Annotated in this window: 19 protein-coding genes; 11 read left to right on the top strand and 8 right to left on the bottom strand. The window is 73.0% G+C overall.

All coding sequences use genetic code 11. The annotated features are described in order from the left end of the window. The first annotated feature begins 192 nt into the window (after positions 1-192). The 4 genes from KBX43_RS11750 (at position 193) to KBX43_RS11765 (ending at position 7,281) form a co-directional block, all read left to right on the top strand. Entirely contained in the window at positions 193-2,976 is a 2,784-nt protein-coding gene (locus KBX43_RS11750; RefSeq protein WP_223201261.1) for an immune inhibitor A domain-containing protein, read from the top strand. A gap of 357 nt (positions 2,977-3,333) precedes the next feature. Next, on the top strand, positions 3,334-5,736 hold the full coding sequence (locus KBX43_RS11755; RefSeq protein WP_043327268.1) for an immune inhibitor A domain-containing protein: 2,403 nt from the start codon (positions 3,334-3,336) through the stop codon (positions 5,734-5,736). Between the two features lie 169 nt (positions 5,737-5,905). Beyond that, on the top strand, positions 5,906-6,244 hold the full coding sequence (locus KBX43_RS11760) for a hypothetical protein (RefSeq protein WP_210884405.1): 339 nt from the start codon (positions 5,906-5,908) through the stop codon (positions 6,242-6,244). A gap of 104 nt (positions 6,245-6,348) precedes the next feature. Then, positions 6,349-7,281, top strand: a complete 933-nt coding sequence (locus KBX43_RS11765) for an alpha/beta fold hydrolase (RefSeq protein WP_104114587.1) — start codon at positions 6,349-6,351, stop codon at positions 7,279-7,281. 1 nt (position 7,282) lies between these two features. Here the strand turns inward: KBX43_RS11765 and KBX43_RS11770 are convergent, their stop codons facing one another. Together KBX43_RS11770 and KBX43_RS11775 are read right to left on the bottom strand one after the other, a co-directional pair. After that, positions 7,283-7,648: a hypothetical protein gene (locus KBX43_RS11770; RefSeq protein ID WP_210884406.1), complete on the bottom strand. Its 366-nt coding sequence runs from the start codon at positions 7,646-7,648 to the stop codon at positions 7,283-7,285. Next, the gene (locus KBX43_RS11775; protein WP_210884407.1) at positions 7,645-10,518 is read right to left on the bottom strand and encodes an SseB family protein; all 2,874 of its coding nucleotides are present in this window, start codon (positions 10,516-10,518) and stop codon (positions 7,645-7,647) included. The genes KBX43_RS11770 and KBX43_RS11775 overlap by 4 nt, the downstream gene beginning before the upstream one ends. 152 nt (positions 10,519-10,670) lie before the next feature. On the opposite strand from KBX43_RS11775, the gene mycP reads away from it, so the two are divergent. Then, positions 10,671-11,876 carry a type VII secretion-associated serine protease mycosin gene (gene mycP, locus KBX43_RS11780; RefSeq protein ID WP_210884408.1) on the top strand — a complete coding sequence of 402 codons (1,206 nt, stop codon included), beginning with the start codon at positions 10,671-10,673 and terminating at the stop codon, positions 11,874-11,876. A gap of 46 nt (positions 11,877-11,922) precedes the next feature. On the opposite strand, the gene KBX43_RS11785 is transcribed toward mycP, so the two are convergent. After that, complete coding sequence (locus KBX43_RS11785) at positions 11,923-12,216, bottom strand: WXG100 family type VII secretion target (RefSeq protein ID WP_043327280.1); 294 nt, start codon at positions 12,214-12,216, stop codon at positions 11,923-11,925. Between the two features lie 20 nt (positions 12,217-12,236). Next, positions 12,237-12,554 (bottom strand): WXG100 family type VII secretion target, encoded by a 318-nt coding sequence (locus tag KBX43_RS11790; protein WP_030503719.1) that lies wholly within the window; start codon positions 12,552-12,554, stop codon positions 12,237-12,239. 246 nt (positions 12,555-12,800) lie between these two features. On the opposite strand from KBX43_RS11790, the gene eccE reads away from it, so the two are divergent. From eccE to rarD, 4 genes are all read left to right on the top strand, one after another. Beyond that, positions 12,801-14,585 (top strand): type VII secretion protein EccE, encoded by a 1,785-nt coding sequence (gene eccE, locus KBX43_RS11795; protein ID WP_069088822.1) that lies wholly within the window; start codon positions 12,801-12,803, stop codon positions 14,583-14,585. A 59-nt stretch (positions 14,586-14,644) separates the two neighbouring features. Next, complete coding sequence (locus KBX43_RS11800) at positions 14,645-15,031, top strand: phage holin family protein (RefSeq protein ID WP_030503717.1); 387 nt, start codon at positions 14,645-14,647, stop codon at positions 15,029-15,031. A 97-nt stretch (positions 15,032-15,128) separates the two neighbouring features. Then, positions 15,129-15,617 carry a GNAT family N-acetyltransferase gene (locus KBX43_RS11805; protein WP_064448439.1) on the top strand — a complete coding sequence of 163 codons (489 nt, stop codon included), beginning with the start codon at positions 15,129-15,131 and terminating at the stop codon, positions 15,615-15,617. Then, positions 15,614-16,543: an EamA family transporter RarD gene (gene rarD / locus KBX43_RS11810; RefSeq protein ID WP_064448438.1), complete on the top strand. Its 930-nt coding sequence runs from the start codon at positions 15,614-15,616 to the stop codon at positions 16,541-16,543. Before KBX43_RS11805 ends, rarD begins: the two co-directional genes overlap by 4 nt. An 84-nt stretch (positions 16,544-16,627) precedes the next feature. On the opposite strand, the gene KBX43_RS11815 is transcribed toward rarD, so the two are convergent. Together KBX43_RS11815 and KBX43_RS11820 are read right to left on the bottom strand one after the other, a co-directional pair. Further along, positions 16,628-17,317, bottom strand: a complete 690-nt coding sequence (locus tag KBX43_RS11815; protein WP_064448437.1) for an anti-sigma factor — start codon at positions 17,315-17,317, stop codon at positions 16,628-16,630. Beyond that, positions 17,314-17,883, bottom strand: a complete 570-nt coding sequence (locus KBX43_RS11820) for a sigma-70 family RNA polymerase sigma factor (RefSeq protein WP_036343884.1) — start codon at positions 17,881-17,883, stop codon at positions 17,314-17,316. The genes KBX43_RS11815 and KBX43_RS11820 overlap by 4 nt, the downstream gene beginning before the upstream one ends. A 169-nt stretch (positions 17,884-18,052) precedes the next feature. On the opposite strand from KBX43_RS11820, the gene KBX43_RS11825 reads away from it, so the two are divergent. Then, positions 18,053-20,176 carry a PhoX family phosphatase gene (locus KBX43_RS11825; protein WP_064448436.1) on the top strand — a complete coding sequence of 708 codons (2,124 nt, stop codon included), beginning with the start codon at positions 18,053-18,055 and terminating at the stop codon, positions 20,174-20,176. 73 nt (positions 20,177-20,249) lie between these two features. Here KBX43_RS11825 and KBX43_RS11830 read toward each other — a convergent pair whose 3' ends face one another. Beyond that, positions 20,250-21,032: an IclR family transcriptional regulator gene (locus tag KBX43_RS11830; RefSeq protein ID WP_030503712.1), complete on the bottom strand. Its 783-nt coding sequence runs from the start codon at positions 21,030-21,032 to the stop codon at positions 20,250-20,252. 153 nt (positions 21,033-21,185) lie between these two features. Between KBX43_RS11830 and KBX43_RS11835 the strand changes: the two genes are divergently transcribed. Next, positions 21,186-22,376: an MFS transporter gene (locus KBX43_RS11835; protein WP_043327295.1), complete on the top strand. Its 1,191-nt coding sequence runs from the start codon at positions 21,186-21,188 to the stop codon at positions 22,374-22,376. 24 nt (positions 22,377-22,400) lie between these two features. Here the strand turns inward: KBX43_RS11835 and KBX43_RS11840 are convergent, their stop codons facing one another. Continuing rightward, positions 22,401-23,441 carry a polyprenyl synthetase family protein gene (locus KBX43_RS11840; protein WP_043327297.1) on the bottom strand — a complete coding sequence of 347 codons (1,041 nt, stop codon included), beginning with the start codon at positions 23,439-23,441 and terminating at the stop codon, positions 22,401-22,403. Between the last annotated feature and the right edge of the window lie 79 nt (positions 23,442-23,520).

A 23,520-nucleotide genomic window follows, 5' to 3' on the forward strand; every position in this document is an offset into this window, starting at 1 on the left:
CCCTTCGTCGTATCCGGGATCCGCGCCGGTCGATCGGGGGACCCGATCTGACCTGATCGGCCAGAGCACTTTTCCACCACTGTCGATGTCGCTTGTTGTCGGTTACGTTCAGCCGCACCGGCGGATTTCGACGAGCGTCAGTGAGACGGCCGGTTCCCCACCATTCCCTACGAACGGAGTGGCATGCTCCCCATGTCGCAGCACAGGGCACGGCGACGCTTACTCGTCGCGCTGCCCGTCATCGCGCTCGCGGCCACGTCGCTGACCGTGACGGGCAGCGCGGCGGCCCAGCCGTCCCGGTCCGCACCGGTCACGATCGGGGCGGACGAGCACTACATCAACTACGCCGAGCCCGAGGTGCAGCCGGACACCGGCGGCAAGGAGATCAAGGGCCGTGACGGCGTCTTCACCTCGCCCGCGGACGAGGCCCGCGCCTACGACCGCAAGTACGCCGGGGGCAACCCGATCGCGGCCCGTGAGCTGGCCAAGCTGGAGGCCAAGTCCATCCGGACCGGCAAGAGCCCTCGCAAGATCAAGCAGGCAAAGAGTACGCAGACCGCCAAGCTGCTGACGCTGCTCGTCGAGTTCAACGACAACGCCAACGACGACTTCACCGACGTGATGGTCCCGAAGACGGTGTTCGAGGACCGCACCTGCGTTCCCGGCACGGTGCAGAACGGGCCGCGGCACAACACCATCCCGAACCCGGCCACGCTGCCGCACAAGGACAACAACTCGATGTGGGTGCCGGACTTCTCGCCGGCCCACTACGACAAGATGCTCTACAGCAAGAAGGGCATCACCGAGCGGGTCCGCAAGGACCTCAAGGGGCCGGACGGCAAGCCGGGCATCAGCCTCGCCGGGCGGACCATGCACAACATGTACCTGGAGATGTCCAAGGGCGCGTACACGGTGGACGGGCAGGCCACCCCGTGGATCACGGTGCCGCACTCGGAGGGCTGGTACGCCGCGTCGCGCTGCTTCCAGGACGAGAACGGCAACTGGGTCGCCGGGCGTGAGCAGTCGATGAACGGCCACCCGGACAACCCGCAGGGCGCCGGCCGCCTCGCCACCGACGCGATCGACGCGCTGGCCGCGGCCGACCCGAACTTCCCCTGGGCCGACTACGACATCGAGGACCAGAGCGACCGCGACGGCGACGGCAACTACCACGAGCCGGACGGCGTGATCGACCACCTGGTGCTGGTGCACGCCAACCAGGGCAAGTCCCGTGGCGGCGGCGACATCGGCATCTACTCGGTCTGGGCGCACTCCTCGACGGTGGCCGGCGGCTACACGATCCCCGGCACCAACCTGAAGGTGTCGAACTACATCGTGCAGCCGGAGGACGCCGGCGTCGGCGTCTTCGCCCACGAGTTCGGCCACGACCTGGGCCTGCCGGACCTCTACGACACCTCCGGCAACGCCGACTCGGACGTGGACTTCTGGGACCTGATGGCGTCCGGCTCGCACTCCGGCGAGATCTTCCAGGCGCTGCCCACCCACATGGGCCTGTGGGACAAGTGGGTGCTGGGCTGGGCCGAGCCGAAGACGTTCGGGCCGGGTGACCGGTCCAAACTGGTCAAGCTCGGGCAGACGTCGCGTACGCCGGTCGGCACCGAGGACGGCATCAAGATCGACCTGCCGGACAAGGTGATCTCACTGGCGACGCCGCACAGCGGCGGCAACATGTGGTACTCCGGCGCGGACCAGAACTGGGCCGACGTCAAGCTCAGCCGCACGGTGACCGTCCCGAACGCCGCCGACGCGAAGTTCTGGATGTGGAACAACTACGTCATCGAGGCGGACTGGGACTTCGGCTTCGTCGAGGTCTCCACCGACGGCGGCGCCACCTGGAACGAGCAGAAGGTGTACGCCGAGGGCGGCGCGCTGGTCTCCACAAACGACGGCTACGCCGACCCGAACGGCCGGATGGTCGACTTCGGCAACAAGAAGTACGGCCTGAGCGGCAGCACCGGCGGCTGGCGGCACGACTACGTCGACCTGTCGTCGTTCGCCGGGCAGACCGTGCAGGTGCGGCTGCGGTACGCCACCGACGAGGCGTTCGTCGAGCGCGGCTGGTTCGCCGACGACTTCTCGGTGACCGGCGGCGGCGCCACCACCTGGAGCGACGACGTGGAGAGCGGCGCGGCGGGCTGGACCCAGACCGGCGGCACCTTCACCGACACCAGCGGCGCGGGTTGGTACATCGACTCGGGCACGCAGGTCAAGTCGCACTACTACCTGGCCGAGTGGCGTAACTTCGACGGCTTCGACAACGGCCTGAAGTACACCTACGACACCGTCTACTCGCACGAGGCCTGGAAGGTCGACCGGATCGCGTACAACGCGCCGGGCATGCTGGTCTGGTACCGGGACACCCAGCTCGGCGACGTCAACCACGTCACCGCGCAGATGACCGCGCTGCCCAGCTACGGCGCCAAGGGCGGTCTGCTGATCGTCGACTCGCACAACGACCCGCTGCGCCGCAAGGGCACCGCGGCCGAGAAGGACCCGTCGGTGCTGAAGAACCTGCCCAGCCGGCCGCAGTCCTCCAACGCCGCGTTCGGCCTCAAGCCCACGTACCCGTTCAAGGAGTGCCTGGAGGCGGCGGACGAGCCGTACAGCGAGTACTGCACGAAGTTCGGCCCGCAGGCGCCGGTGAAGGGCTTCACCGACGCCAAGGGCTGGTACCCGGGCATCGAGATCCGTGACGGCGCCGCGTACGCGCGGGACAACGACGCCTCGGTGGTCGTCCCGTCGCGGGGCAACCAGCAGTACACGACCCGGGTGGTGAACCCGGACGGCACTCCGGCGACGGACTACTACGGTTCGACGCTGGGTGGCGGGGCGATCGTGCTCGGCACCGGCAACCCGGGTGACGCGGGCGTCCAGTACGGCGTCTCGATCATCATCAAGCGGGCCGCCAAGGACAACTCGTACGCCCAGGTGTACGTGGTCCCGCCGCGTCCCTGAAACGGGCGCGGTCAAAGCGGAACCGGAATGACCGAAAAATGATCTGATCTAGCTCGATGGGGGAAGGGCCGGGAGCGTGAGCGCTCCCGGCCCTTCCGCTAACCCATTAATCCATGCATGTCTCTGCAATCGCGGCTCCGCGCATCGTCGCTGGTCAACGACTCGGTGACGGGCAGGTGTGTGACGGTGAAAAGCGTTCTCAACAAAAAGTTGCAACAAATCGACGCACGCGTCTTCCCACCAGTCGCAGCAGTGTCTATGTTCACCCTTGGTCCCACCAGTGGACCGTTCCACCGGCCCGTACCCCCAGTTGGGCCGGTTCCCTCACACCGGAGGTACCACGTGCGCAAAGTCGCAGTGGGTCTGCTCGGGCTTTCGCTGACCGCGACGGGGCTGGTGGCAGGCACGGCCGCCAGCGCCGCGCCGACGCCGAAGCTGCCGGCCGCCGCTCCGTCGGTGGCCGAGCCTGCGCAGGCTGAGCACGACCTGCCCAACCCGCTCGAGGAGAAGCGGCGCGCGCTGCGCCAGGAAGGCCTCAGCGAGGTCCTGTCCGGCAGGGCGAAGGCCCAGAAGATCAACGGCAGCACGGTCGTCAAGGTCGGCGAGCGGGCCGCCGCCGGTCCCGCGGCGGGCAAGGCAGCCAAGAGCACCAAGGCCGGCAAGGGCCCGACCAAGGACCAGTACGTCGAACTCTCCCGCGAGCGGACCGACAGGATCTTCGTCATCCTCGCGGAGTTCGGCGACGAGCGGCACCCGAACTACCCGGACCAGGACACCGACCCGGACACCCCGGGCCCGACCCGGTTCGACGGTCCGCTCCGCAACCAGATCCCCCAGCCCAACCGCGCGGTGGACAACTCCACGGTCTGGCAGGCGGACTACAGCGCCGACTACTACCGGCAGCTGTACTTCGGCACCAACCCGGGCGACGAGTCGCTGAAGCAGTACTACGAGGCCCAGTCCTCGGGTCGGTACAGCGTCGACGGCGAGGTCACCAACTGGGTGAAGGTGCGGTACAACGAGGCTCGCTACGGCCGCTCCGGCGGCTACCCGTGTGCCTCGAACGTCTGCACCAACACCTGGGCCCTGGTCCGCGACGCCGCCAACCAGTGGGTCGCCGACCAGAAGGCGCAGGGCCGTTCCGACGCGGAGATCGCCGCGGACGTCAAGGCGATGGACCAGTGGGACCGGTACGACTTCGACGGCGACGGCGACTTCAACGAGCCGGACGGCTACATCGACCACTTCCAGATCGTCCACGCCGGCGGCGACGAGGCCGACGGTGACCCGTACCAGGGTGAGGACGCCATCTGGAGCCACCGGTGGTACGCCTTCGCCAGCGACCAGGGCAACACCGGCCCGGAGAACTTCCCGGCCGGCGGCACCCAGATCGGCAACACCGGCGTCTGGATCGGTGACTACACGATCCAGCCGGAGAACGGTGGCCGGAGCGTCTTCTACCACGAGTACGGCCACGACCTCGGTCTGCCGGACGACTACAACGTGGTCAGCGGTGGGGACAACAACAACGAGCACTGGACCCTGATGGCCCAGAGCCGGCTCGGCGCCAAGAACGACGGCGGCATCGGCGAGCGCGGTGGCGACCTCGGCGCCTGGAACAAGCTCCAGCTCGGCTGGCTCGACTACGAGGTGATCGTGGCCGGCCAGAAGCGCACCCTGGAACTCGGGCCGCAGGAGTACAACTCCAACAAGGCCCAGGGCGCCGTGGTGGTGCTGCCGCAGCGGGAGTACACGTTCCAGAACGGCAAGCCGTTCGAGGGTACGAAGCAGTTCTTCTCGGGCAACGACGACGACCTGAACAACACGATGACGCGCACTGTCGACCTCACCGGGAAGACCAGCGCCGCGCTGTCGATGAAGGGTCGCTACAGCATCGAGGCGGACTACGACTACCTGTTCTTCGAGGCGTCCACCGACGGTGGCCAGACCTGGACCTCGCTGCCCGGTACGGCCAACGGCACCCCGCTGAAGGAGATCTCCCCCGGGCGCTACGCCCTGGACGGCTCCAGCAACGACCAGTGGGTCGACGTCAACATCCCGATGGACGCGGTCGCCGGCAAGGTCGTGCAGTTCCGGCTCCGCTACCAGACGGACGGCGGTGTGTCCGAGGGCGGCTTCTACGGTGACGCGATCACCGTGACCGCCGACGGTCAGACCCTCCTCACCGACGGCGCCGAGGCCGGTGCCAACGGCTGGACCCTCAGCGGCTTCAGCATCGTCGAGGAGACCTACACCCGTAAGTTCGACAACTACTACATCGCCGGTCACCGGTCGTACGTCTCGTACGACAAGTACCTCAAGACCGGCCCGTACTTCTTCGGCTACGCGAACACCCGCCCGGACTACGTGGACCACTACGCGTACCAGGAGGGTCTGCTGATCTCCTACTGGAACCTGCGGTTCGCGGACAACGACACGTTCGCGCACCCGGGTGAGGGTCGGAACATGATCATCGACGCGCACCCGCGGCCGATCTACAACCTGACCGGCCAGCCCTGGCGGGCCCGTGTCCAGGTCTACGACGCGCCGTTCAGCCTGAAGAAGGCCGACTCGTTCACGCTGCACATCAACAGCCAGCCGCAGTACATCCGCGGTCAGGACGCGCAGCCGCTGTTCGACGACACCAAGCAGTACTGGTACCCGGAGCTGCCGAACCACGGCGTCAAGCTCCCGGCCACCGGCACCAAGATCAAGGTCCTGGAGCAGAACGGCACCTCGCTGAAGGTCCGCTTCTCCTGATCCACTGATCGACGCGCCACGCGATGCCCGGGCGGGCTCACCGCCCGGGCATCGCCCTTTCCGGGAACCCGGCGTACCCCGCCCGCGTCCCATCCGTTCGACACCCGCCCCACGCTGCCGGCCGCCCCACGATGGCGCTGATCGACGGCGCGGCCGAGACGGAGGATCCGTGTCCGACGACCACCAGCCGGCCGCGAGCGGCGCGGGCACGCCCGCCGACCGGCCCGCGCCGCTGTCCGCCACCGAACTGCCGACGCTGCGGCGTCCCGCCGGCCCGCCGAGGAAGCCGACCGACAACCGCCCGGCCGGCGTCGTCGCCGGATGGATCACCCGGGGCGGCGCCGGACCCTGCTACGGCCTGATGGACGAGAACGGCACGGAGTACGCCGTGTACGGCCCGGACGCCGGGGAGTTACGCAAGGGCGACTTCGTCTCACTGCGGCTCACCGCGCGGGACCGCTCGGTGGACTGCGGGCCCGGCATCCCCATGCGCGTCGCCGAATCCTGACCCCGCAAGCGGTCGCCGGGCCACATGGGTCACCTCCCGGAGAAATCCCTGATCCTGGTCACCTGCGAGCCCGATGCGCGATCGGCGGCCCTAGGCTGTGCCCCATGACCGACCAGCGCGGCGGACCCGTCGACGAGTCCTGCGTCCTGCCCGAGGGGCCGTGGACGCACCGGTTCGTCGGCGCCAACGGCAGCCGGTTCCACGTCGTCGAGGCGGGCGCCGGTCCGATGGTGCTCTTCCTCCACGGCTTCCCCGAGTACTGGTACGCCTGGCACGAGATGCTGCCGGCGGTCGCGGACGCGGGCTTCCGGGCGGTCGCCGTCGACCTGCGCGGCTACGGCGCGAGCGACAAACCACCCCGGGGGTACGACGGCTACACGCTCGCCGCCGACGTCGCCGGCCTGATCCGCGCACTCGGCGAGCGATCGGCCACGGTGGTCGGCACCGGCGCGGGCGGGCTCATCGGCTGGACCGCCGCCTCCTTCCACCCGACCCTGGTCCGGCGGCTCGTGGTGCTCGGCGCGCCGCACCCGCTGCGGCTGCGGGCCGCCATCTTCGCCGACCCGCGCGGCCAGTTCGCCTCGGCCACCGCGACGCTCAAGTTCCAGCTCCCCCGCTACGAGCACGTCCTGACCCGGGACGACGCCGCCGAGGTGGAGGAGATCCTGCGCCGGTGGGGCGGCCCACGCTGGGCGGACAGCCCCGACTTCGCCGCCTACGCCCACTGCTGCCGGGTCGCGATGCAGATCCCGCAGGCCGCGTTCTGCGCGATGGAGGGCTACCGCTGGGCGTTCCGCTCGGTGCTGCGGCTGCACGGCTACCGCTTCGTGAAGCTGATGCAGAAGCCGCTCGTCACGCCGACCCTGCAACTGCACGGCGCGCTGGACCGCGCGTCGCTTCCCCGTACCGCCCAGGGCTCCGGCCGCTACGTCAGCGCGCCGTACGAGTGGCGGCTGCTCGACGACGTGGGGCACTTCCCCCACGTGGAGGCCCGTGACCTGGTGCTCGGCGAGGTCCTGCGCTGGGCGAAGTCCTGACTCAGACCCGCTGCTCGCCCAGGTCGGCCACCTCGGTCGCGGGCGCCCAGCCCTGGTAGACGCCGAAGTCGAACGCCTCCAGCCCCATCGCCTCGGCCACCGGCCAGCGCCCACCCGTGTACTCCAGCCGCAGCCAGCCCTCGTGCTCGGCCAGCACGATGAACGGCTGTCCCTGCCAGGTGCAGGTGGTCCGCACGTACGCGAGATCGTCGACCTCGGCCGCCGGCACCACCCGGACGTGCCGGCCGGGGCGTACCTCGGTGAAACCCTCCTCCGGGCCGGGCTGGTAGAGGCGGACCTCGTCCCCGGCGGGGCTGGCCTGGTACTCCCGCCCCCGCCAGCGGGCCACGTAGCCGTCGCGGGTCACGCCTCGTCCGCCTTCCGCCAGACCAGCGCGTCGGTGTCCAGGACCGCGACCAGCCGCGTGGCGCCGTCCGCGCCGAGCCGCCACAGCTCGGCGCCGTGCGGCAGGCGGGCGCTGTCCACCTTGAACTCGGCGATCACGTCGCTGCTCTCCCCGGGAGCGAAGCCGTTGCCGCGGAACGGCGGCCGCTCGATCACCCAGCCCTCCATCGCCCGCATCGCGGCCTCGTTCGGCCCGCCGTAGGGGATCCGGTAGAGGCTCGGCCGGTAGGCCGGCCAGCGCAGGAGGTAGATCTCCTCGTCGTCCGGGGAGAACGGCGAACCCGGGTGGCCGAGCCCGAGCGCCCGGTACAGCTCCGCCGGGCTGTTCAGGTGCGCCAGTTCCCCGGCCCGGTGCACGAAGCCGGAGACCCGGTCGTAGCCACGCTCCAGGTAGTACGCGAGCTGGCTCGCCGCGATCGCCTTCTGCATGGTCACCGGCTGGTTCGCGGCGATGGTCGGCGCCTCCGGGCGCTGTCGTTCCGCCGGCTGCTGCGCGGCGGCCGGCTCCGGGTCGTCGCCGAGGCCCACCTCGGCCGCCCAGTTGGCGAGCGCGAGAACCTGCTCCCCCGGGTACGTCGCGCCGACCGGGCTGCCCGGGTTCACCCGGAACGACCAGGACACGTCCGGCCACTTGCGAATGAGCTGGACGAACTTGACCCGTACCGTCTCGACCGCGTCTCCGGCGTGCTCGGCGAGGCGTTCCAGGGAGGTGTAGACCGAGACGGACGTCTCGCCGTCCACCGGCTCGGTGTGCCAGACGAACCCCGGCTCACCCGGCCGGCTGCCCGCGGCCGAGTCGGGCGCGGCCGGCAGCAGCACCCGGGCCAGCAGCAGGGTGGTGAGGAAGCCGTCGGTGCTCCCGCTGCCCGCGGCGGCCAGCAACTCCTCCTCCACGTTGTTCGCCGGCACGAAGTCGGCCGGAGCGGCGGCGCTCACCGGGTCGCCGTCGATCGGCGCCGGCTCCGCCAGGGGCGCGGGCGGCGCCGAGGTGTCCGGCGTCTCGTGCGGGGTGGACAGCGCGACGGTCGGCTCACCCGGCGCGAACAGCGACGTGGTGACGGAGTCGTCGAAGGCCGCCGGTTCGGCCTCGGTGGCCGGCTGCGTGGCCGGCTCGGCGTCGGCGGCCGGCTCGAAGAGCGACACGGTGGCCTGTTCCCCGGCGGTGGCCGGCGCGATCAGGGCCGCCGTCTGCTCGGGCGGCGTCGGCGCGAACAGCGAGGTGGTCGGCTCGGCAGCCGGCGTGTGCGCCTCGAACAGGGAAACCGTGGGTTCGGCCGTCGAGGTGAACGACACCGTCGGATCGTCGAGCCGTCCGGCCCGGTCGAACGGCGCCGTCTCGGCCGGCGCAACGGTGTGGGCGGCCTCGGTGAGGTTCATCGTCTCGTCGCCGGTCGTCAGCAGCGGGTCGGCCGGGAGCGGCGCGGTCGGGTCACCGGCCCAGGGTGCCGCCGCGTGATCGGCCGACGCGGCACGCACCGGGTCGGCGTACTGCGCGGACCAGGGCTGATCGGGCTCGGTCAGGTCGCGGGCCTCGATGACCGTGCCCTCGATGACGATGGGGGTGAAGTCCCGGCGCGGCGCGGGCGGGCTCGACACCGGCTCGGCGATCGAGGGCGACAGCGCCTCCGTCGGGTCCTCGGCAGCGTTCCAGGGCGGGGCCTCCCGGTCGGGGCCGACCGGGTCGGCCCACGTGTCCGTCGCGGGGGTGGCAGGGCCGGAGTGACGCCGGGGCAGCGTCCCGATGGCGTCCTCGGGTGGGCGGCTCGGCCGGAACGCCTGGGTCGCCTCGTCGGTCCGGAGCGCCGGAGGTGGCTCGTCCGCCTGCGCCGCGAACGCCTGGGTGGGGTCCTCCCGTACCGGCTCGTTCAGCGGACGGCGACGCGGAAACGGCTGGCCACCGGCGAACCGGGTCGGCGGGGTGGCCCGGTCGGCGGCCCGCCGTGGCGCGTCCAGCGGTGACGGGCGCCGGGCCGAGCGACCGGAGGCGGGCTCGAAGAAGGACCGCGACGGTGGCGGTGGCGTGGGGGTCGGCGGCGGCTCGTCGGTCGACGCGGGCTCGGCGGCGAAGGGGTCCGGCTCGTCGGGGCGGCGGCGCAGGTCGGTGAGCCAGCCGTCCAGGGCGTCCGTACCCGGTTCGTCGCCCGGGTCGGCGCGGCCCGGGCTGTCCCGGTCCGGCTCCCGGCGGCGGGGCGGCACGGTCGGCAGCCGCCGCCCCAGCACCGAACCGCCGCGTACCGGCACCGTCGGCGGCTCGTCGTCCGCAGTCCGCGGTCCGCCCCGGTCGCCCGGCACCGCCGGAGGCGGAACCGCGGGAGCCGGAACGACAGGGGGCGGGACGGCGGCCGGCGGGACGGGTACGGCGGACGGGCGGGGCGCGGAATCGGGTACGCCGTTGCGCGCGCTCCGGGCCGCGCCCTCCACCCGCTCCAGCCGGGCCCGAGCGCCCATGGTCCGCCCGGGCAGCCGGACATCGCCCCGGGAGAGCTGGGCGACGTACCAGGCGGGCAGGTAGCCCTCGATCGGCAGCCCGGGGTTGACCGCCAGCCACCACTCCGGGTTGGGCCAGCCGTCCGCCAGTTCCGGGTAGGGCACACGGCGGGCCGTGCCGGCGTTCTCCCCCAGGCTGGCCCGCAGCGCGGCGGCGGAGGTGAAGGCGAGCACGTGCGTGCGGCCGCCGGAGGTCCAGGTGCCCCATCCGCCGGCCGGGCCGCCCGCGACCGGCAGGAACAAATCGACGCGCGTCAGCACCCGAAAGTACTGCTGCTGGTCCTGGGCGCGCAGCGCGTCCCGCATCGCCACCTCGGCCTCGGTGGCCGGCTCCCATCCGGTCACGGCCACCTCTCCTTCCGCGAACAGGCCACAGGCATCGCCTACAACCTACAAGGTGGCAGCAAGATCAGGACTTCTGGCCATCGACGGTCCGCCCCGATGTCCACGAGGCGATAACATCCCGTCCCGGAGCCGACACGTTACGGAGGTCGTCGATGTACCGGCCTGTCGCGCACCCGGCCGTGGCCGCCCTGGCGACGCTCCTCGCCGTCGGGTCTCCGGTCGCCCCCGCGGCGGCTCGCGCGCCGGCCGGCTGCGCCTCGCCACCCGCCCCGGCGCGGCCGGTCGCGCAACAGCCGTGGCCGCAGCAACGGTACGCCCCGGACCGGCTCGCCCCGCTCGCCACCGGCGCCGGAGTCGTGGTCGCGGTGATCGACTCGGGCGTGGACCGGTCCCATCCGCAGCTCGCCGGGCGCGTCCTGTCCGGCGCCGACTTCCTCGACCCGGGCGGGGACGGCACCCGGGACTGCGCCGGGCACGGCACCGGTGTCGCGAGCATCGTCGCCGCCGCCCCGCAGCCCGGCATCGCGTTCCGCGGCCTCGCGCCGGACGCGCGCATCCTGCCGGTACGGGTGAGCGAGCAGCAGGTGGTCGAGGGGCGGGAGTCGGGGCGTACCGTCGACGCGACCGGGTTCGCCCGGGCGATCCAGTGGGCGGTGGACCACGACGCCGACGTGCTCAACCTGTCGGTCGTGCTGTACGCGGACGACCCCGACGTGCGCGCCGCCGTCGCGTACGCGCTGCGACAGGACGTGGTGGTGGTGGCCGCCGCCGGGAACCTGCACGACAACGGCGATCCCCGGCCCTACCCGGCCGCGTACGACGGCGTGCTGGGGGTGGGCGCGATCGGCCCGGACGGCACCCGCTCGGCGTTCTCCCAGACCGGCCCGTACGTCGACGTGGTCGCCCCGGGCAGCGAGGTGCTGATGGCGGCGCCCCGCCAGGGACACCACCGGGCGGAGGGCACCAGCTACGCCACTCCGTTCGTGGCCGGCACCGCGGCGCTGCTGCGTCAGTACCGGCCCCGGCTGAGCGCGGACGAGGTGGCCGCCCGGATCGTGGCCGCCGCCGACCCGGCCCCGGGACGGGAGACCGGCTACGGCGCGGGGGTGCTCAACCCGTACCGGGCGGTGACCGAGTCGGCGGGCGTGATGGACTCCCGGCCCCGGCCGGGCGCCGCGCTGCCCGCCGACCGGCCAGATCCGGCCGCGCTGGCCCGCGAGGCTCGCCGCGGGACGGCCCGGGACCGGGCGCTGCTGACCGCCGCCGTCGTGGGCGGGACCGTGGCACTCGTGGCGGCGCTCGCCCTGGTGCTGCCGCGCGGAGCACGGCGCCGCTGGCGGGCGGCCGACCGGGCCTGAACCGCCGTGCGGCCCGGATCGGCAGACCCGGGCCGCACGGGACGCTTCACTGGAACAGGTTGGTGTTGCGCTTCTCGGTGTCGAGGTAGTCGGCCGCGGAATCCTCCACCGCGAGCTTGATGTCGCGCAGCATCGCCTGCAGGTCCTGCGAGGCGGCCCGCCACCGGGACTGCCGCACCTCGTACGCCTCGCGGGCGGCGCCGTTCCAGCTCGCCACCAGCGGGGCGGCGTCGCGTTCCAACTGGCCGAGCTGGCTCTCCAGGGTGGACAACGCCCGTTGGATGTCGGCGCCGGCCTGTTGCAGGGCGGCGAAGTTGACGACCAGCACACCGTGCTCCATGAGTTCGATCCTTCCGGTTGTCAGAGCGGCAGCTGGATGCCGCGGTTGGTGCCCGCCACCCGGCCGGCGGCCTCGGTGTCGGACAGGTCGTACTGCCGGCCGGCGGTGCGGATCGCGGTGGCGGTCTCCCGCAGCGCCCGCTGCAGGGCCGCCTGGTCCTGCGCCCACTGCTGCTTGACCTGCGCGAACGAGCGCCCTCCGGCGCCCCGCCAGGCCTGCTGCAGCACCTCCAGCTCGGCCATCAGGCCGCTGAGCATGGTCTGCAGCGACTGGTCGACCTGCTCGAACTTCGCGGCGGTCTGCTGCATCACCGCGGCTTCTGCCTGGGTCTGGGACATCCCGGACGTCACCTCGTCTCCTCGGTCGTGGCTGGTCACCCCGGTGACCACCGTGGACTCGCCGGGGGCGCCCGGGGCCGGTGGAGGGGAAGACCAGGCGGCGGCGGACACGCGACTCGACGATTTCGTCGCTGACGGTAGCCGCCCCACTCCGGTTCTGCTACCCCCTCGGGCTCCCCTGTGGACAACTCGGCCATTACGATGTGCCACGGTGATGTCACAGCGGGACCCGGGCGAGGAGGTGCGGTGGCCGCGACGACAACGACCCGGCCGGCCGCGTCCGCCCCACTGTGGACACGACGGCCGGGCGCGCGGCAGCGGGCCGGTCAGGTCGTGGCGACACAGGTCGCGGCGGCCGTGCTGGTGGCCGCCGCCGGGCGGGGTTTCGTGGCGACCGCCGCCGCGCTGCTCACCGCCGCGCTCATGCTGCCGGCCGCGTGGATCCGGGTACGCGGCCGCTGGCTGCACGAATGGCTCGTCACCGCCGTCGCGTACCTGACCCGGCGCCGCGCCCTGCCGTCGGCCGCCGACCCGGCGGCGCTGCTGGAACTGGTCCGGCCGGGGGCGGTGGCCGGCTCCACCGAGCTGGCCGGCGGTCCGGCCGCGGTGCTGCACGACGCCGCCGGCCTGACCGCGCTGCTGGAACTCGGCGACCCGGACGACCTGCTCGGTGACCACGCGCGCCGGCTGCCCGTACCGTCCGACCTGCTCCCGCCGAGCGGCCCGGACGCCCCAGCGGTCCGGTTGCAGCTCGTCTTCTCGTCCTCCCCCGCGCCCGTGCCGGCCGTCGCGGGCGGTCCCGCCGGGACGTCCTACCGGCAGCTCACCGACGGCCGGGTGCCGGGGCGGACGCGCGCGGTCCTGGCCGTCCAGGTGTTGCGGGCGGACGGCTGGCCGGACGAGGAGTTGCTGCGGGCGCTCTCCGGCACGCTGCGGCGGATCGTCCGCCGGCTCGGGCCGCTCACCGCCCGGCCGCTCGGCGGGGACGCGGCGCTGCGGGTGATCGCAGAGCTGGCCCATCACGAGCCCGGCGCCCCGGTCCGGGAGACGTGGCCGCTGCTCACCGTGGGCGGGCTGGCGCAGGCCACCTGGCGACTGCGCCGGTGGCCCGATCCGCGGGGCGAGCCCTCCCCGGGGCTGGTCACCCGGCTGCTCGCGGTGCCCGCCACCGCCACCACCGTCGCGCTGACGGTCGGACCCCGCGCCGGGACGAATCCGGCCCCGGCCGAGCTGGCGGTGCGGGTCGCCGCCGGCAGCGCGGACGAGTTGTCGGCGGTGGATCGGACGCTTCGGCGCGTCGCCGGTGACGTCGGCGGGGAGCTGCGCCGGCTCGACGGGGAGCACCTGGCCGGGCTCGCCGCCACGCTGCCGCTCGGGGTGACCGGTGGGTCCGGGTCGCCGCCGCCCGCACTGGAACTGCCCCCGGCCACCGCCGGCCTGATGGTGGGCGCCAACCGCCACGGCGCCGCGCTCACCGTGCGCCTGTTCCGGCCCGCCCCGACACGGGTGCTGCTGATCGGCGGTGTGCCGGCCGCTCAACTGCTCGTGCTGCGGGCGCTGGCGCTGGGTGCCCGGGTGGCGGTGCAGACCGGCCGTCCCCGGGCCTGGGAGCCGTTCGTCCGCGGCGTCGGGACGCTCGGTGGCGGCGTACCGCTGCTTCCGCCGGGGCGTCCGCCCGGCGGCGCGCCCGCCTCACCGCTGTGCCCGCTGCTGGTGGTGGTCGACGTCGGCCCGGTGCCGCCGGAGGCCGGGCCGGACGCGGCCTGGCAGTCCGTGCTCGTGGTCCGCGACGAGCTGACCGCGGCCGACACGGCGACGCTGGCCCGCGCCGACCTGGCGATCCTGCAGCCACTCGACCCGGACGAGGCGGCGCTGGCCGGAGCGGCGCTCGGGCTCGGCGGATCCGCCGACTGGTTGACCCGCATCCGCGACGACATGGTGGCGGTGGTCAACCGGCGGGCCCTGCGGTGGGCGCTGCTCTCACCGACGCCTGTGGAGTCGCAACTGGTCGGTCGCCCGGCGCGACGCTGAGGCGCGCGGGGGCGTCACGCTGCTTTCCCTGGTGGTACGTCCGTGGCACGATCCCGGCCATGGATTTCCTGAAGGGTCTTCTGATTCGTGTGGGCTCGACGGCAGTGGCGTTCTGGCTCGCCACGCTGCTCATCCCCGGCATCTCGCTGGACTCCGGGTCGGCCACCGAGACCGTGATCACGCTGGTTCTCGTCGCGGTGATCTTCGGAGTGGTCAACGCGGTGCTCCAGCCGATCATCAAGACCGTGGGTTGCGGCTTCTACCTGCTCACCCTCGGTTTGATCGCGCTCGTGGTGAACGGCCTGCTCTTCCTGCTCACCAGTTGGATCGCCGGTGAGGCCGGGTTGCCCTTCCACGTGGACGGGTTCTGGCCGGAGGCGGTGCTGGGCGCGCTGTTCGTCGGCATCGTCACCTGGATCCTGGGCGCCGTCCTCGACCGCGACTGACACCCCCGGCCCCGGCCGGGCGCGACGGCGACCGGCCGGGTCCACCAGGAGGGAATTGGCTGGCGAGCGGCCCGGGTGTCGGCGCTAGCGTCGGCGGGTGTTCACTGTGACCCGCGCGGACGGCTACCAGATCAGCACCGACCCGGACCGGATCGACCTGGACCGGGTGCACGCCTGGCTCGCCGGCGACGCCTACTGGGCGCGGGGGCGGGAGCGGGAGACGGTCGCGCGCTCGTTCGCCGGCTCGATCGGCTTCGGCGTCTACCGCCCCGGTGACGGCCGGCAGGTCGCTGTCGCCCGGGTGGTCACCGACCGGGCCACGTTCGCCTGGCTCTGCGACGTCTACGTCGACCCGGCCGAGCGCGGTCGCGGGCTGGGCACCTGGCTGGCCGGCGCGGTCCGCGACCACTTGGCCGAGCTGGGCGTACGCCGGATCCTGCTGGCGACGCTCGACGCGCACGGGGTCTACGCGAAGCTCGGCTTCCGCCCGGTCGCGCCGGATCGGTGGATGGAGCTGGATCAGCGGGTGACGCCGGTCACCGATAAGGATCAGCAGACAGATCCACCACTTACGGTGGAGCGGTGAACCAGCTCCGGCTCGGCTACCTGTACGGCGTCGGCGCGTACCTGATCTGGGGTTTCTTCCCGATCTACCTGAAGCTGCTGCGCCCGGCCGGGCCGATGGAGATCCTCGCGCACCGGATCCTCTGGTCGGTGGCGTTCGTGGCGTTGCTGCTGGCCGCCACGCGGCACGCCGGTTTCCTGCGCAGGCTGGCCGGGCGGCCGCGGGCGCTCGCCGGCATCGGGCTCGCCGCCGCGCTGATCGCCGTCAACTGGGGCACGTACATCTACGGCGTGAACTCCGGCCGGGTGGTGGAGACGGCGCTCGGGTACTTCATCAACCCGCTGGTGTCGGTGCTGTTCGGCGTCTTCCTGCTGCGCGAACGGCTGCGCCCGGCGCAGTGGGCGGCGCTCGGCGTCGGCGGGCTCGCGGTGGCGGTGCTCGCCGTCGACTACGGCCGGCTGCCCTGGCTGGCGCTCACCCTGGCGTTCAGCTTCGCCGGGTACGGCCTGGTCAAGAAGCGCCTCGCGCTGCCCGCCACGGAAGGGCTGTTCGTGGAGTCGGCGGTGCTGGCGCTGCCCGCGCTGGCGTACCTGGGCTGGCTGTCGGCGCGCGGCGACTCGACGTTCGGGCACGTCTCGGCCGGGCACACCGCGCTGCTGGTGCTGGCCGGCGCTGCCACCGCGATCCCGCTGCTGCTGTTCGCCGGGGCGGCGAACCGGCTGCCGCTGTCCACTGTCGGCATGCTGCAATATCTGGCCCCGATCCTCCAGCTCGGCTGCGGCGTGCTGATCTTCCACGAGCCGATGCCCGCGGTCCGGCTGGCCGGCTTCGCGCTGGTGTGGCTGGCCCTGATGGTCTTCACCGCCGACGCCCTGCGCCACTCCCACCGCACCCGCCAGGCCACCCGCACCCCCACCCCGGCCGCCGCACCCACCCCGTCCCGCTGATCTTGCACTTACCGCCCCGGCGAAAGGGACCAATCACCCGCGCCGAGGGCCGCAACTGCAAGATCAACGGGGAGGGGACGGCGGTCAGCGGAAGTCGTAGGCCAGGACGGGGGAATTGGCGCCTCGGAGGAGTTCCAGGCGGACCAGTTCACCCTTGGTGAACCGGGTTACCCCGGAGAACCGCAGGTCGTCGCCGGGGGCGGCGAGCCAGGAGCCGATCTGCTCCGTCGCGCCGTCCGGGCCGTGCGCCACCAGCCGGAACGTGTACGCCTCCCGGTGCCCGGCCCGCCTGTCGTAGCCGCAGTGCATGGTGACCTCGGTGCCCCACGGCGTCTCGGTCAGCCCCACCTCGGCGTGCACCGGCACCGTCCCGGCCACCGGCCGCATGGAGGTCAACGCCACCTGCGGCGTGGACGGCTCGGCCGACGGCTGGACCAGCGCCACCCCGACGCCGGCCAGCACCGCGAGCGCGGCGGCGGCGAGCGCGGTCAGCGCGTACCGGCGGCGGGAGCGGGACCGCTCGCGGCGCTTGCGCTCCCGCGCGGCGTCGAGCAGCGCGGGCACCCGCGACGTCTCCGGTCCGACCTCCAGGAACTGCTCCAGGCCGGCCGGGTCGAGCCGGCCCAGCAGGCCGGGCAGCACTGCGATCTCGGCCACCGCCTCCCGGCACTGGGCGCAGCCGGCCAGGTGCCGCTCGTAGGCGACCCGGTCCGCCGGGGCGAGGGCACCGAGCACGTACGCCCCGTCGTCGTGCGCGAACTCGCAGCGTGTCATCCGGTCACCCCCATCTCGGCCAGCGCCAACCGTAGTGAGCGCAGCGCGTAGTGGGTACGCGACTTCACCGTGCCGGGCGGTACGCCCAGCCGCGCCGCCGCCTCCGCCACCGAACGCCCCTGGTAGAAGCACTCGACGAGCACTTCCCGATGGGTCGGGCTGAGCCGGTTGAGCGCCTCGGCCACGGTCCACGCCTCCACCGCGCGCTCCGTCTCGTCGACCGTCTCGGCGGTCTCCGGCAGTTCGTCCGTGTACACCTCGCCGACCCGGGCCGAGCGCCGCCGCCAGGCGTCGATGGCCAGGTTCCGCGCCGTGGTGAACAGCCAGGCGCGTACCGAGCCGCGTCGCGGGTCCAGCGACTCGGGGTGCCGCCAGGCGCGCAGCAGCGTCTCCTGCACCAGGTCCTCGGCGCGGGGCCGATCGCCGTTGACCAGCCGCAGGGCGTGCGCGTACAGCGCGTCGGCATGCTCGTCGTGCAGCGCGCGCAGCAGTTGGGCGTCGTGGTCGCTGATGGCGGTACCTCGCTTCCGGCGGCGGGGAGACCGGCGATGTGTACGCCCTTCCATACGTGCCGTGTCGCCGAACGGTTCAGCCGCAGGTCACGACGGAGCTGTTCACGTCCGGTTCAGCTGCGGGCCGACCGCCGCTCACGGCGCCCTGGCAGCGTCCGGCGGGTGAGCGCGGGCTCCCTCGCCCGTGCGCCTTCCCCCTCGTCCGATCTGGAGGCTCCACCTCATGAGCGACCGGCCTCGCCTGCTTCCGCTGCTCGGTGGCACCCGCCACGGCAGCCGCGACGCGATGACCTGTCTGTACCGGTGCGGCAACGCCTGCGACCACCCGGTGCCCAACCCGACCGACAACCCGTACTTCGGGGACGTGGTCGACACCGAGATCTCCCGGCGCGGCGTGGTCCGGGCCGGCGCGGTCGGCGCGCTGGTGCTCGGCTTCGGCGGCGCCGCGGCGGGCGCGCTGGCCGGGTCCCCGGCGGCTGCCGCCCCCGCCGCTCCGCCGGTGCCCGGCGAGGGCGGGGTGGCCGCCACCGGTGCGGGGCGTCCCGGCAGCGGCGCGCTGACGTTCAAGCCGATCCCGCCGAACAAGCTCGACACGCTCGTGGTGCCGAACGGGTACGACCACTCGGTGGTGATCCGCTGGGGTGACGAGGTCGTGCCCGGCGCGCCCGCGTTCAACCTGGGCCGGCAGACCGCCGCCGCCCAGTCCAAGCAGTTCGGCTACAACAACGACTTCGTCGGCGTGCTGCCGATCGACCGTCGGCGCGCGCTGCTCGTGGTGAACCACGAGTACACAAACGAGGACCTCATGTTCCCCGGCTTCACCAGCCAGGACGCGCTGACCGTGGAGCAGGTGCGGGTGGCGATGGCCGCGCACGGCATGTCAGTGGTCGAGCTGGAGCGGGTGGAGAACACCGGGCAGTGGCAGCCGGTCCGGCGCGGTCGGCGCGAGTACAACCGCCGGGTCACGGCGCTGGCGACGAAGTTCGAGATGACCGGCCCGGCGGCCGGGTCGGCGTGGCTGCGTACCGCCGCCGACCCGAAGGGCCGGACCGTCGTCGGCACGCTCAACAACTGCGCCGGCGGCGTCACCCCGTGGGGCACTGTGCTCTCCGGCGAGGAGAACTTCAACCAGTACTTCGTCGGCGGCGACGCGGTGGCCGAGGAGCAGAAGGCGAAGCTGACCCGCTACGGCATCCCGACCGACGTGCGCTACCCGAGCGGCAGCCGCAAGTGGGACCGGGCGGACGAGCGCTTCGACCTGGCCCGGCACCCCAACGAGGCGAACCGGTTCGGCTGGGTCGTCGAGATCGACCCGTTCGACCCGCAGTCCAAGCCGCGCAAGCACACCGCGCTGGGCCGGTTCAAGCACGAGGGCGCGAACGTCATCGTGGCGCGCGACGGCCGCGTGGTCGCGTACATGGGCGACGACGAGCGCTTCGACTACCTCTACAAGTTCGTGTCGGACAAGAAGTTCATGCCGGGCAAGTCCTCGGTGGCCCGGCGGCACAACCTGACGCTGCTGGAGTCGGGCACGCTCTACGTCGCCAGGATCGAGGGGGACAGCCCGGCCGCCGAGATCGACGGTTCCGGCAAGCTCCCGGCCGACGGCGGTTTCGGCGGCCGGGGGCGCTGGATCAAGCTGGTCAGCGGCAACCGCTCGTACGTCGACGGCATGACCGCCGCCGACGTGCTCACGTTCACCCGGCTGGCCGGGGACAAGGTCGGCGCGACGAAGATGGACCGCCCCGAGGACGTCGAGCCGAGCCTGCTCACCGGCAAGGTGTACGTGGCGCTGACGAACAACAGCGACCGCGGCAAGGCGGGCAAGGCCCCGGCTGACGAGGCGAACCCGCGCAACAGCAACCGGCACGGGCAGATCCTGGAGCTGGTCGAGGACCGCGGCGACAACACGGCCGAGACCTTCGCCTGGTCGCTGCCGATCGTCTGCGGCGACCCGGCCGACGCCTCGACGTACTTCGCCGGGTACGACAAGACCAGGGTCTCGCCGATCTCCTGCCCGGACAACGTCGCCTTCGACGCCACCGGCAACCTGTGGATCTCGACCGACGGCAACGCGCTGGGCAGCAACGACGGCCTGTTCGCCACCGCCGTGGAGGGCCCGGAGCGAGGTCACCTGAAGCAGTTCCTCACCGTGCCGCTCGGCGCGGAGACCTGCGGCCCGTTCATCACCGGTGACAACCGCTCGGTCTTCGTGGCGGTGCAGCACCCGGGCGAGGTGACCGGCGCGTCGGTGGAGAACCCGGCCTCCACCTGGCCGGACGGCGACTTCGCCAAGCCCGGCGTGGTGGTCACCTGGCGCCTCGACGGCGGCCCGGTCGGCAGCTGACCCACCCCGGGAGCGGTCCGGCGCTGGTCCGCTCCGCGAGGGGCCGTCGACCCACCAGGTCGGCGGCCCTTCGTCAGTTCTCGGAGGCGATGCCGTCGGCGATCGACCTGGCGGCGGTGAGCAGCTTCGCGCGGACCACCCGGGCCGAGGTCATCATCTCGCCGGCCGGCAGCGCGCACGCCAGCACCACCCGGCGCTCGATGTCCTTGTCCGGGGCGACGAGCACCGCCGCGCACGCCACGCCCTGCCGGAACTGCCCGAGTTCCAGTTGCATGCCGCGCCGGTCACCGGCGGCCAGGTCGGCCTCGAACGCCTCCACGGTGGTGAGGGTGGCGGTGGTGAACGGGCGCATGCCGTACTCGCGCAGGTAGCGGAAGCGCTGTTCGGTGGTGAGCGTGGCGAGCAGGCTCTTGCCGAGCGCGGTGGCGTGGGCGCCCTCGTCGAAGCCCGGCACCAGGTCTTCCAGGAAGGGCGAGCGTGGCCCCTCGGCGGAGGCGGTCACCGCCACCTGCCCGCCGATGAAACGGCCGAGGTAGTGGCTCCAGCCGGTGTCCGACGCCGCGCGGCGCAGCGCCTCGCCGACCGCGGGCGGCCCGCGGAACGCGGTGACCAGCTCGCGGTAGCGGTCGGCCACCTCCAACCCCACGATGTACGTCCCGTCCTCGCGCCGGATCACGTAGCCCTCGTACGCGAGCGTGCGGACAAGGTGGTAGGTCGTGGCGACTGTCAACTCGCAACGCCGGGCGATCTGCTTCACGGTGAGCCCTCTCGGCGCACGGCCGACCGACTCGAGCACTCGAAGCGCGCGGGACACGCTGCGGATCAGGTCCGAGGGTTCCGCCAAGGGGTCGCGCACAACCACCTCCGCCGCCGGGGACTTACACCATATGAAAAACCGGCCGAGTGCGAAATGCCTGTTCGGATGGAGGATGCCAGATCACCGGACACAGACGGTAGGTCGACGGACACGATGAGCAGCCAAAACGTGCGGGCGTAGGGTGTGCTCGCAATGACTGAAACAGTTTCGCAAGACGCGCCCGCGTCGGCCCGGCGGGCGGTCCGGGCGGGCGCCGGCGCCACCGTCACCACGATCGTGTGCGTCCTGCCCGTCTTCCTCGTCGGCGGGCTCGCCGTGCAGCTCGGCGACGAACTCCGGTTCAGCCCGGCCGGCCTGGGCCTGGCCGTCTCGATCTACTTCGGCGTGAGCGCGCTCGCCTCGGTGCCCTCCGGGGCCCTGGTCGAGCGGTACGGCCCGGCCACCGTCGCCCGCGCCGGCATCCTGCTCTCCGCCGCCTCCCTGCTGGCCGTGGCCGGGCTGGCCCGGTCGTACCCGATGCTGGTGACGCTGCTGGCGCTCAGCGCCGCCGCCAACGCCCTCGGACAGCTCGCCAGCAACGCCGCGCTCGCCGAGCACGTGCCCGCCCACCGGCAGGGGCTCTCGTTCGGCGTGAAGCAGGCCGCCGTCCCGGTCGCGACGCTGCTGGCCGGCGTGGCGGTCCCCACCGTCGCGCTCACCGCCGGCTGGCGCTGGGCCTTCGTGGTCGCCGCCGGGGCGGCGCTGGCCGCGCTGCCGGCCGTACCCCGGACCGGACGGGACCGGCACGCCCGGGCCGCCTCCGGGGGCCGCTACGGCGGCACCGCCCCGCTCGTGGTCATCGGGCTGGCCGCGACGCTGGCGGCAGCCGCGGCGAACGCGCTGGGCACGTTCCTGGTCGACTCGGCGGCGACGCGGGGTCTCTCCCCCGGCCTGGCCGGCCTGACGCTCACGCTCGGCAGCGCGGTGTGCGTGCTCGCCCGGGTGGGCGTCGGCTGGCTCGCCGACCGGCGGGCCGACGGGCACGTCGGGCTGATCGCCGGGATGCTGCTGACCGGGTCGGTCGGCCTGATCCTGCTCGCGGTGGCCGGCTCCGCGCCGCTGGTCGCGGGCGTGGTGCTCGGCTTCGGGCTCGGCTGGGCCTGGCCCGGGCTGATGAACTTCGCGGTGGTCCGGCTGCACCCGCAGGCCCCGGCCGCCGCCACCTCGATCACCCAGACCGGCGTGTACGCGGGCGGCTGCCTGGGCCCGCTCGGCCTGGGCGCGCTGGCCGGCGCGGCCGGCTACCCGGCGATGTGGCTGACGGCGGCGGCAGCCATGCTCGTGGCCGCCGTACTGATGCTGCTCGGCGCCCGCCTGCTCCGCCGCGCCCCCGCGCTCGGCTGACCGCCCTCGCCCTGGGTGCGGGGGTCAGCTGGTGCGGTCGGCGATGTAGTCGCAGAGGGACTCCAGCGCGCGGCGCGCCGGGCTCTCGGGCAGCGGGGCCAGCCGGGCCCGCGCGTCCTCGGCGTAGCTGCGTACCGTCTCCCGGGCCCGCTTGAGCGCCGGGGACTCCCGCAGCAGGCCGAGCGCCTCGGCGTGCAGCGCGTCGTCCACCAGCGGGCCGGTGGCCAGGATCTCCCGCAGCCGTACGCTCGCCGCGTCCGCGTCGTCCGAGGCCAGCGCGTAGAGCACCGGCAGGGTGGGCACGCCCTCGCGCAGGTCGGTGCCGGGCGTCTTGCCGGACTGGATCGACTCGCTGGAGATGTCCAGCAGGTCGTCGGAGAGCTGGAACGCGACGCCGATGATCTCGCCGTACCCCGCGAGCGCCTCGATGTGCTCGGGCGACGCGCCGCCGAACATGCCGCCGAAGCGGGCCGACGTGGCGATCAGCGAACCGGTCTTCTCGGCGATCACGTGCAGGTAGTGCGCGACCGGGTCGTCGTCGCGCGGGCCGACCGTCTCGGCGATCTGGCCGTGCACCAGCCGAGCGAACGTGCGCGCCTGCAGGCGTACCGCCTCCGTGCCCAGTTCGGCGGCGATGTCCGCGGCCCGGGCGAAGAGGTAGTCGCCGACCAGGATGGCCACCGAGTTGGTCCAGCGGGAGTTGGCGCTCGGCGCGCCCCGCCGCACGGCGGCCTCGTCCATCACGTCGTCGTGGTAGAGCGTCGCCAGGTGGGTGAGTTCCATCACCACGGCGGCCGGGACGACCTGCGCGGCCTCCGGGTCGCCGAACTGGGCGCTCAGCGCCACCAGCAGCGGGCGGAACCGCTTGCCGCCGGCCTCGACCAGGTGCCGGGACGCCTCGGTCACCAGCGGGTCAGCGCTCGCCACGCTCGCCCGCAGGCTCGTCTCGACCCGGTCGAGCACGCCCAGCACCGAGGCTTCGACGCGCGGGTCCGCGAGGTGCAGGCCGAGCGCGCCGAACTGACCTGAACGCTCGCCAGCCGGATTCGCCACGTCCTCAACCATGCCACACCCGTTCGACCTGCTCGTCGAGGGGGATACGGGCCGGGGGCCGGCACGCCACGGCGTACCGGCCCCCGGTGGG

Origin of the sequence: Micromonospora sp. C41 (assembly GCF_018070485.1) — a bacterium.
In the GTDB taxonomy this organism is placed as follows: Bacteria; Actinomycetota; Actinomycetes; order Mycobacteriales; family Micromonosporaceae; genus Micromonospora; species Micromonospora chalcea.

Excerpts from the sequence above, each read along its gene's own strand:
- KBX43_RS11750 (WP_223201261.1), top strand. The coding sequence starts at position 193 with ATGTCGCAGCACAGGGCACGGCGACGCTTACTCGTCGCGCTGCCCGTC.
- KBX43_RS11765 (WP_104114587.1), top strand. The coding sequence starts at position 6,349 with ATGACCGACCAGCGCGGCGGACCCGTCGACGAGTCCTGCGTCCTGCCC.
- mycP (WP_210884408.1), top strand. The coding sequence starts at position 10,671 with ATGTACCGGCCTGTCGCGCACCCGGCCGTGGCCGCCCTGGCGACGCTC.
- KBX43_RS11785 (WP_043327280.1), bottom strand. The coding sequence starts at position 12,216 with ATGGAGCACGGTGTGCTGGTCGTCAACTTCGCCGCCCTGCAACAGGCC.
- KBX43_RS11790 (WP_030503719.1), bottom strand. The coding sequence starts at position 12,554 with ATGTCCCAGACCCAGGCAGAAGCCGCGGTGATGCAGCAGACCGCCGCG.
- KBX43_RS11800 (WP_030503717.1), top strand. The coding sequence starts at position 14,645 with ATGGATTTCCTGAAGGGTCTTCTGATTCGTGTGGGCTCGACGGCAGTG.
- KBX43_RS11815 (WP_064448437.1), bottom strand. The coding sequence starts at position 17,317 with ATGACACGCTGCGAGTTCGCGCACGACGACGGGGCGTACGTGCTCGGT.
- KBX43_RS11820 (WP_036343884.1), bottom strand. The coding sequence starts at position 17,883 with ATGGAAGGGCGTACACATCGCCGGTCTCCCCGCCGCCGGAAGCGAGGT.
- KBX43_RS11825 (WP_064448436.1), top strand. The coding sequence starts at position 18,053 with ATGAGCGACCGGCCTCGCCTGCTTCCGCTGCTCGGTGGCACCCGCCAC.
- KBX43_RS11835 (WP_043327295.1), top strand. The coding sequence starts at position 21,186 with ATGACTGAAACAGTTTCGCAAGACGCGCCCGCGTCGGCCCGGCGGGCG.
- KBX43_RS11840 (WP_043327297.1), bottom strand. The coding sequence starts at position 23,441 with ATGGTTGAGGACGTGGCGAATCCGGCTGGCGAGCGTTCAGGTCAGTTC.